Below are 13,659 nucleotides of genomic sequence, written 5' to 3'. Positions count from 1 at the left end.
TCCCTCAGCGCAGCTTGGGATCGAGGGCGTTGCGCACCGCATCGCCGAGCATGATGAACGCCAGAACGGTGATCGACACCATGACCGACGGGATGATCAGGACGAACGCGGCGTTACGCAGCTGCTCCTGGCCGGAGGAGATGTCGACACCCCACGACACGGTCGGTTCGGCGAGCCCGATGCCCAGGAAGGACAGGGTCGCCTCGGCCGAGATGTAGCCGCCGAGCGCGATGGTCGCGACCACGATCACCGGGGCGATCGCGTTGGGCAGGATGTGCCGGAGCAGGATGCGGGTGGTCGAGGCGCCGAGCGCCTTGGCCGCCATCACGTAGTCGGCCTGCTTGATCGTCAGCACCGAGCCGCGAGCGACACGGGCGATCTGGGTCCAGCCGAGGAAGGCCAGGGCCAGGATGACGACCCAGATCTTGCGCTCCTCGAACGAGGTCAGGACGACCATCGCGCCGAGGATGAAGGGCACGCCGAAGAAGATGTCGGTGACCCGGGACAGGATCGTGTCGATCCAGCCGCCGAAGTAGCCGGCGAGCATGCCGACCACGGTGCCCAGGATCGTGACCAGGGCGGTCACGACGACGGCGACGGTGATCGAGGCACGGGCGCCGTAGACGACACGCGCGTAGATCGAGCGCCCCTGGATGTCGTACCCGAACCAGTCCTCCTGGAAGAAGTTCCCCCACTTGGGCTTCTGCAGGTAGTGGTGGGCCAGGTCCGCGTAGCGCGGGTCGGCGCCGGTGAACAGGCCGGGGAATATCGCCATCACCAGCAGGAAGAAGATCAGGACGGCCGAGACGACGAAGAGCGGGCTGCGCCGCAGGTCGTGCCAGGCGTCCGACCACAGGCTGCGGGGCTTGCCGACCGGTGAGGCGGCGGCGGGTGCCGCCACGGCCCCGGGCGTGTCCGGGGTGGCTTCCTTGAGCGTCTCAGGCATAACGGATCCTCGGGTCCAGGACCGCGTAGAGCAGGTCGACGACCAGGCTGGCGATGAGATAGACGACGACGATCAGTGTCACGATGCCGACGACGGTGGCGCCTTCGCGGTGCCGGAGCGCGTCGAAGACGTTGTAACCGACACCCTTGACGTTGAAGATGCCCTCGGTGACGACGGCGCCGCCCAGCAGGGCGCCGAGGTCGGTGCCGAGGAAGGTGACGACGGGGATCAGCGAGTTGCGCATCAGGTGGACACCGACGATGCGACGGCGCGGCAGCCCCTTGGCCACGGCGGTGCGCATGTAGTCGGAGCGCAGGTTCTCCGCGACCGAGGTACGGGTCAGTCGCGCCACATAGGCGAGCGACAGCGACCCCAGGACGACCGCGGGCAGGATCAGCTCGCTGGAGGTCGCTTCCAGGCTCACGTTCGGTTCGACCCAGCCGAGCTGGAAGGCGAAGAAGTACTGGCCGAGGAAGCCCAGCACGAACGAGGGGACCGAGATGAGCAGGAGCGTGAGGACGAGCAGGCCGCGGTCGCGGAGGGTGTCCGCCTTCAGGCCCGCGAAGATGCCCATGGAGATACCGACGACGACCGTGAAGATGAAGGCAAACAGGGCCAGCCGGACGGTGATCGGGAACGCTTCCGAAATGATGTCGGCGACGGGTCGCCCACTGGCGATCTGTGTGCCGAAATCACCCTGGAACAGGTTCACGAGGTAGTTCCAGTACTGGTGCCAGAGCGGCAGGTCGAGCCCGAGCTCCTTCTTCATTTCCGCGATCTGCGTGGGGTCGACGGCCTGTTCGCCCGCGAGCGCGCGCACGGGGTCGCCGGGCAGCGCGTACATCATGGCGAAGACCAGCAAGGTTGACCCGAGGAAGACCGGGATCATCTGGAGCAGTCGCCGCGCGACATAACGCCCCATGTTTGCCTCCGATTAGGGATAAAGCAGCCCAGGGGCCGCCCTCCGGATACGGAGAGCGGCCCCCCGGGACCTACTGCCTGGTGTGGGCGGCTGATGGCCGAGTGGGGGCCCTCAGGCGTGTGTTACTTGTTGACCGTGACTTCGGTGATGTTGTAGTCACCGTGGAAGTCGATGGTCACGTTGTCGACAGCCTTCGAGTAACCACCGTTGGTCTTGTACTCCCAGAGCGGGATCGCCGGCATCTTCTCGAGGAGGAGCTTCTCCGCGTCCTGGTAAGCCTTGATCGACTCGTCCAGGGTCTTCGCGTTGTCGCCCTTCTTGAAGGCCGCGTCGACCTCCTTGTCGGAGAACCGGCCGTTGTTGGCCTCAGCCGTGGTGCCGTACAGCTCCCGCATGAAGTTGACGTTCACGGGGTAGTCGGCCACCCAGCCACCGCGGTACATCGACTTGACCTGGTCGTTGTCACGCGCCTCCAGGTCGGTCTGGAAGTCCGGCTTGGCGTCCGGGACACAGTCGACCCCGGTCGAGTTGCGGATGGACTCGCAGACCGCGGTCACCCACTCCTTGTGGCCGCCGTCGGCGTTGTACTGGATCCAGATCTTGTTGTCCGGAACGCCGCCGCCCTCGGTGACGAGCTGCTTCGCCTTGGCCGCGTCGAACTTGAACACGTCGGTGCCCAGGTCCTGGTTACCGGCGACGCCCGGAGGCGTGAAGCTGGTGGCGGGCTTGCGGGTGCCGTTGAGCACGGTCTTGGTGATCGTGTCGCGGTCGATGCCCATCGACAGACCCTGGAGGACCTTCGGGTCGATGTCCTTGAAGGTCTTCGAGTAGAACGTCGGGACGATCGACTGGATGGCCGCGTACGGCTCGTCGATCGCGCGGTCACCGAGGTCCGTCTTGTACTTCGGCAGGTCCTTCGGGCCGACCTGGCGGATCATGTCCAGGTTGCCGGAGAGGAGGTCCTGGTACGCGGCCTCGACGGTCGCGTAGTTCTTGAAGAGGACACCCTTGTTCTTGGCCTTGTTCGGGCCCTGGTAGTCAGGGTTGGCCTTGACCTGGATGAGCTTCTTGTGGTCCCACTTCTCGAAGATGTAGGGACCGTTGCCGACCGGAGCCTGGCCGAACGCCTTGGTGTCCTTGTAGAACACCTCCGGCAGCGGGGCGAAGGTGGTGTAGCCGAGCTTGTACTCGTAGTACGGCACGGGGTTGTTGAGCTCGATCGTGAAGGTCGTGTCGTCGACCGCCTTCAGACCGGACATCTCCGTGCTCTTGGGGTCACCCTTCTCCGGGTGGACGTCCGCGTAGCCCTTGATGTCCTCGAACCAGAACGCGTTCTGCTGGGCGTTCTTGCTGTTGGCGTACCAGTTCCAGGCCTTGATGTAGGACTCGGACGTCACCGGGGTGCCGTCGTGGAACTTCCAGCCGGCCTTGAGCTTGACCGTCCACGTCTTGTTGTCCGTCGACTTCACGGACTCGGCGTTCGTGTAGACGATGTTGCCGTCCGCGTCGAAGTCCAGGAGCTGGGTGAACAGCGACTGGATGACGTAGCTGCCGAGCGACTCGTTGGTGTCGGCCGGGATCAGCGGCTTCTGCGGCTCACCGACGTCGATGGAGACGTAGCCCGCGGGCTTGCCCTTCTCCTTCGAGGCATTGCTGCTGTCGTCACTGTCGCCCCCGCCACAGGCAGTCGCGGCCAGGGCGATGATTGCCGCTCCCGCGACCCACTTGGCGCTCTTGGCACCGCGCATGGGTTTCCTCCTCATGAGTCCACTTTTGACTACAAGAGGGGCACTGGACAGATCCACCGACACCCCTGACGGCGATCGTTTGCAGTGCCCCGAGTGTGCTCGTGAGTCCGCACTCCCCACAGTGCGCCGACCCATTGACCCGAGCTCAATGGAGCCAACTATTAAGGAACACCGGGCTGTAAACCACACTTAAAGGGTCTCGGTTTGACAACATCGAGAAGGGGTGGTTGCCCGAAATCCGGACAAAGTGATCCCAGACAGACACCCCCGAAACGGACCGTTAACACATGTTCCGGAGAGCGACGCACGATATCCGGACACCTCGGTCATGAAAAAGAGTTGACGAAAGGCCTGGACCCCCACAGTGTCTGCGGGGGTCCAGGCCTCATGTCAATGGCTCGTTCCGACGGTTCGGACGCCGGCGCGGGCGATCGGGACCAGGTCAGCCGTTCTTCGCGCGCGAGGCCGTGCGGCCGCGCTGCTTCTGGTCCAGGACGACCTTACGGATACGCACGGTCTCCGGGGTCACCTCGATGCACTCGTCCTCGCGGCAGAACTCCAGGGACTGCTCCAGCGAGAGCTTGCGGGCGGGGACCACGTTCTCCGTGGTGTCCGCGGAAGCCGCACGCATGTTGGTGAGCTTCTTCTCCTTGGTGATGTTCACGTCCATGTCGTCGGCGCGGGAGTTCTCGCCGACGATCATGCCCTCGTAGACCTCGGTGCCGGCCTCGGTGAAGATGACACCGCGCTCCTGGAGGTTGACCATCGCGAACGGCGTCACCGTGCCCGACCGGTCGGCGACCAGCGAGCCGTTGTGACGGGTGCGCAGCTCCCCGAACCAGGGCTCGTGGCCCTCGAAGATGGAGTGCGCGATGCCCGTGCCGCGGGTCTGGGTCAGGAACTCCGTACGGAAGCCGATGAGGCCGCGGGAGGGCACGATCCACTCCATGCGGACCCAGCCGGAGCCGTGGTTCGTCATCGTCTCCATGCGGCCCTTACGGGTCGCCATCAGCTGCGTGATGGCACCGAGGTGCTCCTCGGGGGAGTCGATGGTCATGCGCTCGATCGGCTCGTGCGTCTTGCCGTCGACCTGCTTGGTGACGACCTCCGGCTTGCCGACCGTCAGCTCGAAGCCCTCGCGGCGCATCTGCTCGACCAGGATGGCCAGCGCGAGCTCACCACGGCCCTGGACCTCCCAGGCGTCCGGGCGCTCGGTGTCCAGGACGCGGAGCGAGACGTTACCGATGAGCTCGCGGTCCAGGCGGTCCTTCACCTGACGGGCGGTGACCTTGTGGCCCTTGCCGCCCTTGCCGACGAGCGGCGAGGTGTTCGTGCCGATGGTCATCGAGATGGCCGGCTCGTCGACCGTGATCAGCGGGAGCGCGACCGGGTTCTCGGGGTCGGCCAGGGTCTCGCCGATCATGATGTCCGGGAAACCGGCGACGGCGCAGATGTCGCCCGGGCCCGCCTTCTCGGCCGGCTTGCGGGTGAGCGCCTCGGTCATGAGGAGCTCGGTGATGCGCACGTTGGAGATCGTGCCGTCGCGCTTGATCCACGCGACCGTCTGGCCCTTGCGCAGCTCGCCCTGCTCGACGCGGCACAGCGCGATACGGCCGAGGAAGTTGTCGGCGTCGAGGTTGGTGACGTGGGCCTGCAGCGGGGCGGCCTCGTCGTACTCCGGCGCGGGGACCGTGGAGAGGATGGTCGTGAAGAAGGGCTCCAGGCTGTCGCTGTCCGCGGGGACGGTGCCGTCCTCCGGCTTGGTCAGCGAGGCGACGCCGTCACGGGCACAGGCGTAGACGATCGGGAACTCGATCTGGTCCTCGTCGGCGTCCAGGTCCAGGAAGAGGTCGTAGGTCTCGTCGATGACCTCGGCGATGCGGGAGTCCGGCCGGTCCGTCTTGTTGATGCAGAGGATGACCGGCAGCTTGGCGGTCAGGGCCTTGCGCAGCACGAAGCGGGTCTGGGGCAGCGGGCCCTCGGAGGCGTCGACCAGCAGGACGACCGCGTCCACCATCGACAGACCACGCTCGACCTCGCCGCCGAAGTCGGCGTGGCCGGGGGTGTCGATGATGTTGATCGTGATCGGGTCCCCGCCGTCCTTGGGGTGATACTTCACCGCCGTGTTCTTGGCGAGGATCGTGATGCCCTTCTCACGCTCCAGGTCGTTCGAGTCCATCATGCGTTCGTCGAGGTTCTCGGCGGCGTGCGCGGCGAAGGCGCCCGCCTGCTTGAGCATGGCGTCGACCAGCGTGGTCTTGCCGTGGTCGACGTGGGCGACGATGGCTACGTTACGGATGTCGTGGCGCGTGGGCATGGGTGGCTTGCGCTTCTCTCGGATCGTGGGATCAGGCGTCTCAGTCGGTCTTCGAGTCCTCGTACGCCCGCCGGGCGGCACGCCACGGCTAGTCCAATGGTACGGGCCCGATCGGTCCGGGGCTTCCCGGCCCGAACCACGGGCCAGGGCTACAGCCACTATTCAGCCGATATTCAGCCGGTATTACGTCATCGTCCAGCCGGTGGGCAGCCGGACGGCAAGGGGCGTGAGAAGACGAGCAGCCCGGGTCTGGGCGGACACCACCTTGCCCGCCGGGGGCTCCGGCGGGCAAGGGAATTGAGCTGCATCTGAGCTTCGAATGTGGTCTTGACCTGCTACTTCTTCCGATTCGCGGGGGAACCTGCCGCTTCTCGCGCGGTGAATCCGATGTCCTCGTAACGAGGGGTGGCGAAGCCGAAGGCCCCGATGTTCGCCAGCTTCTTGTCGACGGCGACCAGCTGTGGCCTCTGATACAGCGGAATCGATCCCGCGGCGGCCCAGATCCGGGCGTCGGCCTGCTTCAGGAGGTCCCTCGACGCGTTGGCGTCGAGCTCGGAGACCGCGCGGTCGAAGAGCTGGTCGATGTGGTCCGAGCCGACCCGCGTGTAGTTCTGCTCGACGAGGAGCGAGCCGTCGGTGGCGGGCTCCGGCTTGGCGAAGATCGGGCGCCCGTCGGTCGCCGGGTAGGCGGTGGCGGGCCAGGAGTACAGCGCCATGTCGTAGTCGCCGGAGGCGATGTGGTCCTTGAAGTAGCTGTCGTCGTCGACCTTGGTGATCTGTGTGCTGATGCCGACCGAGTCCAGCATCTCGACGATCTTCTCCCCGACGGTCCGCAGCGGCTGCGACCCGGGGCCCGAGGGCAGGACGAAGCGGAGGGTCAGCGGCTTGCCGCCCTTGCCGAGGCGGTCCTTGACGGCGGCGGGGGCGGGTGCGGCCGTGCCCGCGGGCGCGTAGGCGCCGGGGGCGCCGCCGGGCTGCTTGTCCTGCGCGGTGACCTCGGCGTCGCCGGCGGGGCGGTCGCCCGGCTTCTCGTCGCCGACGATGTACGTCCCCTCCTCGCGCGAGGCCTTGTCGTCCTTCTCCGCCTTGTCCGCCGTGTCCGTGTCCGCCTTGTCGGCGCCGTTCTCCCCGGCCTTCTTCTCCTCGGCCTTCTTCTCCCCGGCCTTCTTCTCCTCGGCGTTCTTCTCGGCCTCGCTGCCCGCCTTGGTGTCCTCGGTCTTGCGGACGGCCCCGCCCACGGTCCATCCCGCGTCGGCCAGCAGCGCCTGCGCCTCCTTGGTGTCCCGGTCGCCGAGCGCGCCGCTGCCGTCCTTGTAGCCGGGCTGCCCGGCCAGGGCCAGGTGGCTGCCGGGCGGCTTCGCGGGCAGGCCGAGCGGCTTCAGGACGGTGTCGGCGAGCTCCTGGCGGTCCAGGGTGCGGGCGATGGCGCGGCGCACCCGGTCGTCGGAGAGCGGCCCGGACTCGCCGTTCAGCGCGAGCTGCGTGTAGGCGGGCTCCAGTGACTTGCGTACGGCGAAGCCCTTCAGCGCCTTCTGCTCGGCGGCGTACACCGCGACGGCTTCCCGGTTCTTCTCGCGGGCGGCCTGTGCGGTCTCGGCGGCCTCCTCGTCCGAACCGTGGGCCAGGGCCCAGGACCGCAGGGCGGCGGCCGGGGTGATGCCGGCTCCCGGGCCGTGGGCGGGTGGCTGCCCGTTGCCGCCCTCGTAGCGGGCCGCGAGGGCGATGTCGTTCGCCGTGGCGGAGTCGATGTCGGCGACGTCCACCGTGCCCTCGGTCAGCGCTTCGGTGCGGTCCTCGGGCTCGACGGCGCGGAAGACCAGGGATTCGAGCTTGGCCTCGTCGCCCCACCAGCGGGGGTTCCGGTCGAGGACGACCGTGCCCTTGTCCTTGTTCACGCCGCGCAGCCGGAACGGTCCGGCGGTGTTCTTCAGGGTGGCCCTGGCGCCGTCGTTGAAGGTGCCGGGCGACCCGGTCACCTCCTTCGGGTACAGCGGCGAGAAGAGCGAGCGCCAGTCCGCGTACGGCTTGGCGAACGTGACCCGGACCTGCAGGTCGTCCTTGCCGCGTTCGATCTTCTCGATCCGCTCGTACCCCGCGTTGCGCGCGGTCCAGAAGGCCGAGTCCTTGCCGCTCAGCGCTCGCCACTGGGCGACGAAGTCGGGGGCGCCGATCTCCCTGCCGTCGCTCCACACGGCCTGCTGGTTGAGCTTGTAGAGGACGACCTGCTTGGGCTCCTGTTCGATGACCTTCGCCGACTCCAGGTAGTCGGGGTTCAGCTCGGGCTCCCCCCGCGCGTCCAGCGGGAAGAGCGAGGGCAGCAGGGCGCCGGTGATCCGTGTGGTCGCGCTGTCGGCGTCGGCCTGGAAGGTGTTGAGGGTGGCGGGGACCGCGTCGATCGCCCACGTGAGGGTGGAGCCCTCGGTCACCCGGTCCCGGGGGGCCGGGGCGATGTCCTGCGGGACGGCCACCGGGGCGGGGCCCTCACTGTCCGAGGTACAGCCCGCCAGTACCGGGATCGTGAGCACACCTGTCGCCAGGAGCGCGACCGAGCGGCGCTTTCGGGCCGTCCCGCGTGGGACGCCGACGTGGGCCATGGCTGATACCTCCGGGGCCGGCCCGGCCCACCCCGTACCGGAATGGACCGGATGATGCGTTCTGGTGGCATTTGCAGTTGATCAGACTGATTCGCTGATCCACTGAAAGCACCTTCACGCGCGGGAGGCGGCAGGCGCGGCCGGTGGGGCCGCGCACGTCACCCGTGCGGCCCCGGTACCGGCCCGGCGGCGGTCAGCCCAGCAGCTTGACGATCGCGGCGGTGGTGTCGGTCTCGCCGAGCCTCGGGAAGATCTTCTCGACGCTGTTGCGGTGGGCGTCGGCGTCCATGTCGGTGACGGCGTCGGTCGCGACGGTGACGTGGTAGCCGTGTTCGTGGGCGGCTCGGGCGGTGGACTCGACGCCGATGCTGGTGGCGATGCCGGTGATCACGACCTGGGTGATGCCGCGGCGGCGCAGTTCGAGGTCGAGGGCCGTGCCGTGGAAGGCGCCCCACTGCTGCTTGGTGACGACGGTGTCTCCGTCGCGCGGGCCGAGCTCGGGCAGGATGTCGGCCCAGTCGGCGGCGGGCTCGCCGGCCGGGGCCCGGCCCTCGTTGCGGCCGGGGGCGCCGCCTGTCACGCGGACGAGGAAGACCGGGAGGTCCTTGGCGCGGAAGGCTTCGGCGAGGGTCACCGAGTGGGCGACGACGTCCTCGGCCGGGTGGGCCGTCGGGAGGGCGACGATGCCCTTCTGCAGGTCGACGACGACGAGTGCGGTCCGGGGGTCCAGGACGGTGGCGGTCATGTGCGTACTCCTTGATGTGCGGATGTGCGGATGTGCTGGGGGAGGTCAGGTGCGGGCGCGCAGGGCGCGGTCGGTGAGGGTCAGGACGGCCAGCAGCACGGCCAGGACGACGGAGACCGCCGCCATGAGGTGCAGTCCCGCGTCGCTCGCCGCGTCGGCGTAGGCGAGGGCGATCAGGCTGGACGCGGTGATGGCGCCGATGTACTGGGCGGTGCGCTGGAGCCCGGCGGCGGCGCCGATGCTCTCGGGGGGCGCGTACGCCTGGACGGCCGCCTGGTTGCTGGTGCCGATGAGCCCCTGCGGGGCGCCGAAGCACGCTCCGGCGAGCAGCAGGACGGCGAGCGGGGTGTCGCCGGAGAGGAACAGGAGGATGCCGGCGCCTGCGGTGAGCAGCAGGCAGGCCACGGTCAGTGGGGCGCGCAGCCCCTTCGTACGGGCGCCGAGCAGCGAGCAGACGAGCGCGGTGACGGACATCGGCAGCATGAGCAGCCCGGTGTGCCCCGAGGAGAAGCCGCGGGCCTCCTCCAGCCACTGCGTGTAGCCGTACATGACGCAGTAGATCAGCAGGTAGCTGAGGCCGTGGCGCAGGTACGTACGGAGCAGGGGGCCGTTGCCCGCGAGCATCCGGATGTCTATGAACGGCTGCGGGGTGCGCAGCTGCCACCGGACCAGGACCGCCGTCAGGACGGCGAAGGGGGCGAGCAGCCACCACTGCGGGTGGGCGAGGTCGAGCAGGAAGAAGACCAGCACGGTCAGCGCGGTGGTGAACAGCCCGATGCCCAGGGGGTCCAGGGAGAGCTTCGGCGCGTCCCCGTCCGCGGCCCGCTCGCGCGGCGGGTCGGCCGGGACCCAGAGCAGCGCGGCGCCGAGGGCGAGCAGGGCGATCGGCACGTTGACGGCGAAGATGCCGCGCCAGCCGACGACCGACACGAGCAGCCCGCCGAGCGCGGGGCCGACGGCGGCGCTGCCCAGGGCCGCGAAGGAGAGCCTGGCGAGCACGGGGCGCGGGGTGGGCCGGCCGAGCCGGCGCGACTCGTCACGCAGGACCGCCATGGCGGCCGGGTAGGCGGCCGACGTGCCGATGCCGAGCAGCAGCCGGGAGACGATCAGGGTGCCGAAACCGGGGGCCAGCGCGCCGACCAGCCCGGACACGACCACGACGACGAGGCCGGCCAGGAAGACCCGGCGCGGGCCGAGGGTGTCGGCGAGCTTGCCGAGGACGGGCTGGGCGACGGCGCTGGCGAGGTAGAGGACGGAGATGAGCCAGGCGGTGTCGGCTGCCCCGATGCCGAAGGAGTGTCCGATGGCCACCAGGGCGGTGGAGATCATCGTGGTGTTCAGCGGGTTGAGCAGGGAGCCCATCAGCAGTGGTGCGGTGAGCCGGGCGCCGAATCCGGGGCGGTCCTCCACGGGCGGGGCGGGCCGGGGCTCCGCCGCCGGCGCGCCGGGGGTCGGGTCCGTCCCGTACCGGGTCACGTGTCAACCAGACGGCCGATGAGCCCGACGGCCTCGGCGAGCGCCCGGCGCTCCGCCCCGTCCAGTTCACCGGCGATCGCGTCGGCCAGCCAGCTCCGCTTGGCGGCCCGCACCCCGGCCAGGACGGTGCTCCCCTCCTCCGTCACCGACACGAGGGACTTCCGGCCGTCCGCCGGATCGGGGGCGCGGGAGACGAAGCCCTGGCTCTCCAGCGCGCCGAGAGTCAGCCGCATCGACTGGGGCCGCACGAGCTCCGCCCTGGCCAGCGCCGCCGTGGTGGCCGGTCCGCCGTCCTCCAGTCTGGCGAGGGCCGAGCGCTGGGAGGGGGTGAGCAGACTGTCGGCCGAGGAGCTCCGCAGCCGCCTGAGCAGCCGCCCGACCACGGCCGAGAGATCCGTCGCCACATCCTCGGCCGTGGGGTCGGCGGGGGTCCGCGGCGCCGCGGTATCGGGGTTCTCGGACGTTCCGGACATGTTCTCCACCGTAAAGATGGACAGGGCATCTTGCAAGGCAGCCTGTCTATTCTTGGGCAAAGGCCGGGCGTGCGCCATGGACGGCGCGCGGGCAGGCCCGCTGTTGCCCGCCGCCGGGCCCGCGATCTAGGGTGAATGCGCTTTCAGAAGAGGGCCGCCACCCGCAGCAGCGGGTGCAGCGTACGAAGAAGAAGCGGACGGTCGGTCGAGTGAGCGCCCCTACGGTGTACGACGTCGCCGAGCGGTCGGGCGTCTCGATCGCCACGGTTTCCCGGGTCTACCGCAACCCCGACTCCGTGCGCGCCCAGACGCGCGAAAGGGTGCTGGAGGCCGCCCGTGAGCTCGGTTACGTGCCGAGCGGCAACGCCCGGGGGCTGGCCAGCCGCACCACCGGGGTGCTGGGGCTCTGCTTCCCGGACTACGCCGATCCGGACGCCGAGGCCGACGCGGAGACCGACAGCGGGGCGGACGACGCAGCCATGCTGTACTCCGACCAGATCATCCGCGGCATGGAGCGGGCGGCCCGCCGCCACGGTTACGCCCTCCTGATCGCCGCGTCGTTGCAGGGCGGGCCGGAGAGCCTCGTCGCCAAGGTCGCGGGGCGGGTGGACGGCTTCGCCGTACTGGCGCAGACCGTGCCGACCGAGGACCTGGAGGTCATATCGCGCCGGCTTCCGGTGGTGATGCTCGCCGGGCCGCGCGAGATCGACCACCTCGACCACATCGTCGTCGCGAACGCCGCAGGCGAGCGGGAGCTGGCGCGCCATCTGATCGAGGACCACGGGCTGCGCCGGCTCGCCTTCGTCGGGGGCGATCCGGACTCCCCCGACGCCGAGGCGCGGTTCCACGGCTACCGGGACGCGTGCCGTGACGCCGGGCTGCCCGTACCGGACGCGCCGGACCTGCGGACGGCGATGATCACGCGGGCGGAGGGTGCGCGGGCCGCCGAGGCGCTGCTCGACCGGGACACCGAGCCGCCGGAGGCGATGCTCTTCGCCAACGACCAGATGGCGGTGGGGGCGCTGCGCGCGCTGGAGCGGCGCGGGGTGCGGGTGCCGGAGGACATCGCCGTGACCGGCTTCGACGGGATCCCGCTGAGCCGGATCGTGCGGCCGTCCCTCACGACCGTACGGCAGCCGATCCGCCAACTGGGCGAGCAGGCGGTGGAATTGCTCGTGCAACGACTTGCCGACCCGGGCCGCGCCCCGGTGTCGCTGGAGCTGCCCGTCTCCCTGGCCCGCCGGGCGAGCTGCGGCTGCGGCTGACCCGCGGCGGCCCGGGGCGGTGTCCTGGAGCCGCGATCAGCCTCGGAGCCACGTCCCGAAGAAGCGCTCGCGCCGCGCGGCGAGCTCGGCGCTCTCCTGCGCGAGCCCGTCGTACGCGAAGTGCCCCGCCCTCAGCACCATCAGCTCCCGGGGGCCGGGCAGCGCGTTGTGCACGGCGAACTGGCCCGGCGGCGGCACCGAGGGGTCGAACAGCGCCGCCACCACGAGCGTCGGCAGCTCCAGCCGTGCGGCGGCCGTCGCCGCGTCGAAGTACCGCAGCACCTCCGCCACCTCGGGGTGCTCGCGGTGGTGGGCGCGTACAGACTCCCCGCTGCCGGCGCAGGGCAGGGTGAGCCGCAGCGGATGGTTCCCGAAGGTCGGTACGGTGAGCTGCGCGGCGCCGAACCGTTCGTCCCAGGGCAGCGCGAGCGCCCCGAGCCCGCCGCCGAAGCTCTCCCCGAGGTAGCCGAGGCGACCGGGTCCGGCCAGCCGGGGCAGCAGCTCCTGGAGCGCCGAGGCCGCGCACCAGAGGTCGGCCACGCAGTCGCCGATGACGTAGGTGTCGCGCGAGCCGATGCCGTGCAGGACATGGCCCGCGGCCTCGTCCGGGACGCCGGACAGCAGGCCGCGGGCCCCCATGCCGCGTACGCAGGGCAGGATCGCGGCGGACCGGGGCAGCGGCAAGGGCACGTCGGGCCCGGCCTCCTGGCGGCCGCCGTATCCGTGCCCGACGACGAAGCCGTGCTCCGCGTCGCCCCCGGCCGGCAGGGCGAGCCAGCCGCCGAGGCGTACGCCGCCGACGGACGTGAAGGTCACGCCGTGCAGGCGGACCCCGTCGCGCTCCTCCTCGACCGGTCCCGCCTCGGGCGCCGTGACGACCGCGCGCGCCTCGCGGTGGCGCGCCCGCCAGAAGTCCTCGAAGTCCCCGGGCGGCGCGGGCGCCGGTATGCGCAGCAGGTCGTCGAGCGTCCTGCCGTAGGCGGGGTCGAAGGGGAAGTCGTGCGCGAACGAGGCCATGAGCAGGACAGTAGGGCCTCCCCGAGGCTCCGCCGGGCCCGCCCCTGGGCCCCTAATCCCTCGAATCAAGCGGAATCGGTCACATCCACTTCAATTCCGCAAACGGTGTGCTTACGGTTCCACGGCGGAGCCCCAGGGTCCTCCAGGTGTCGAGCA

Annotated in this window: 10 protein-coding genes; 1 reads left to right on the top strand and 9 read right to left on the bottom strand. The window is 69.8% G+C overall.

The genetic code is table 11. From position 1 onward, the window contains the following. Nucleotides 1-4: 4 nt before the first annotated feature. From ACIP63_RS11465 to ACIP63_RS11430, 8 genes are all read right to left on the bottom strand, one after another. Nucleotides 5-946, bottom strand: coding sequence for an ABC transporter permease (locus ACIP63_RS11465; RefSeq protein WP_401513801.1), 942 nt, complete (start codon nt 944-946; stop codon nt 5-7). Further along, nucleotides 939-1,868, bottom strand: a complete 930-nt coding sequence (locus ACIP63_RS11460) for an ABC transporter permease (RefSeq protein ID WP_401513798.1) — start codon at nt 1,866-1,868, stop codon at nt 939-941. The genes ACIP63_RS11465 and ACIP63_RS11460 overlap by 8 nt, the downstream gene beginning before the upstream one ends. 122 nt (nt 1,869-1,990) lie before the next feature. Then, nucleotides 1,991-3,616, bottom strand: a complete 1,626-nt coding sequence (locus ACIP63_RS11455) for an ABC transporter substrate-binding protein (protein WP_401513795.1) — start codon at nt 3,614-3,616, stop codon at nt 1,991-1,993. 442 nt (nt 3,617-4,058) lie between these two features. Beyond that, the gene (gene typA / locus ACIP63_RS11450; protein WP_401513792.1) at nt 4,059-5,933 is read right to left on the bottom strand and encodes a translational GTPase TypA; all 1,875 of its coding nucleotides are present in this window, start codon (nt 5,931-5,933) and stop codon (nt 4,059-4,061) included. Between the two features lie 335 nt (nt 5,934-6,268). Next, nucleotides 6,269-8,527 carry an ABC transporter substrate-binding protein gene (locus ACIP63_RS11445; RefSeq protein ID WP_401513790.1) on the bottom strand — a complete coding sequence of 753 codons (2,259 nt, stop codon included), beginning with the start codon at nt 8,525-8,527 and terminating at the stop codon, nt 6,269-6,271. Between the two features lie 193 nt (nt 8,528-8,720). Beyond that, a complete protein-coding gene (locus tag ACIP63_RS11440) occupies nt 8,721-9,272 on the bottom strand; it encodes an isochorismatase family protein (protein ID WP_401513787.1) in 552 nt (183 codons plus the stop codon). 45 nt (nt 9,273-9,317) lie between these two features. Beyond that, nucleotides 9,318-10,748 carry an MFS transporter gene (locus ACIP63_RS11435; RefSeq protein ID WP_401513785.1) on the bottom strand — a complete coding sequence of 477 codons (1,431 nt, stop codon included), beginning with the start codon at nt 10,746-10,748 and terminating at the stop codon, nt 9,318-9,320. After that, on the bottom strand, nt 10,745-11,221 hold the full coding sequence (locus tag ACIP63_RS11430) for a MarR family winged helix-turn-helix transcriptional regulator (protein WP_401513782.1): 477 nt from the start codon (nt 11,219-11,221) through the stop codon (nt 10,745-10,747). The genes ACIP63_RS11435 and ACIP63_RS11430 overlap by 4 nt, the downstream gene beginning before the upstream one ends. 209 nt (nt 11,222-11,430) lie before the next feature. Here ACIP63_RS11430 and ACIP63_RS11425 point away from each other — a divergent pair, with 209 nt between their 5' ends. Continuing rightward, nucleotides 11,431-12,486 (top strand): LacI family DNA-binding transcriptional regulator, encoded by a 1,056-nt coding sequence (locus tag ACIP63_RS11425; protein ID WP_401513779.1) that lies wholly within the window; start codon nt 11,431-11,433, stop codon nt 12,484-12,486. Between the two features lie 36 nt (nt 12,487-12,522). On the opposite strand, the gene ACIP63_RS11420 is transcribed toward ACIP63_RS11425, so the two are convergent. Then, nucleotides 12,523-13,503, bottom strand: coding sequence for an acetylxylan esterase (locus tag ACIP63_RS11420; protein WP_401513776.1), 981 nt, complete (start codon nt 13,501-13,503; stop codon nt 12,523-12,525). Between the last annotated feature and the right edge of the window lie 156 nt (nt 13,504-13,659).

Origin of the sequence: Streptomyces sp. NPDC088746 (assembly GCF_044751065.1) — a bacterium.
In the GTDB taxonomy this organism is placed as follows: Bacteria; Actinomycetota; Actinomycetes; order Streptomycetales; family Streptomycetaceae; genus Streptomyces.
Note: the sequence above shows the minus strand (reverse complement) of the source record. Positions and strands in the feature narration are given on the sequence as shown.

Coding starts and splice junctions, on each gene's coding strand:
- ACIP63_RS11420 (WP_401513776.1), bottom strand. CDS start 13,503: ATGGCCTCGTTCGCGCACGACTTCCCCTTCGACCCCGCCTACGGCAGG.
- ACIP63_RS11460 (WP_401513798.1), bottom strand. CDS start 1,868: ATGGGGCGTTATGTCGCGCGGCGACTGCTCCAGATGATCCCGGTCTTC.
- ACIP63_RS11445 (WP_401513790.1), bottom strand. CDS start 8,527: ATGGCCCACGTCGGCGTCCCACGCGGGACGGCCCGAAAGCGCCGCTCG.
- typA (WP_401513792.1), bottom strand. CDS start 5,933: ATGCCCACGCGCCACGACATCCGTAACGTAGCCATCGTCGCCCACGTC.
- ACIP63_RS11430 (WP_401513782.1), bottom strand. CDS start 11,221: ATGTCCGGAACGTCCGAGAACCCCGATACCGCGGCGCCGCGGACCCCC.
- ACIP63_RS11440 (WP_401513787.1), bottom strand. CDS start 9,272: ATGACCGCCACCGTCCTGGACCCCCGGACCGCACTCGTCGTCGTCGAC.
- ACIP63_RS11455 (WP_401513795.1), bottom strand. CDS start 3,616: ATGCGCGGTGCCAAGAGCGCCAAGTGGGTCGCGGGAGCGGCAATCATC.
- ACIP63_RS11465 (WP_401513801.1), bottom strand. CDS start 946: ATGCCTGAGACGCTCAAGGAAGCCACCCCGGACACGCCCGGGGCCGTG.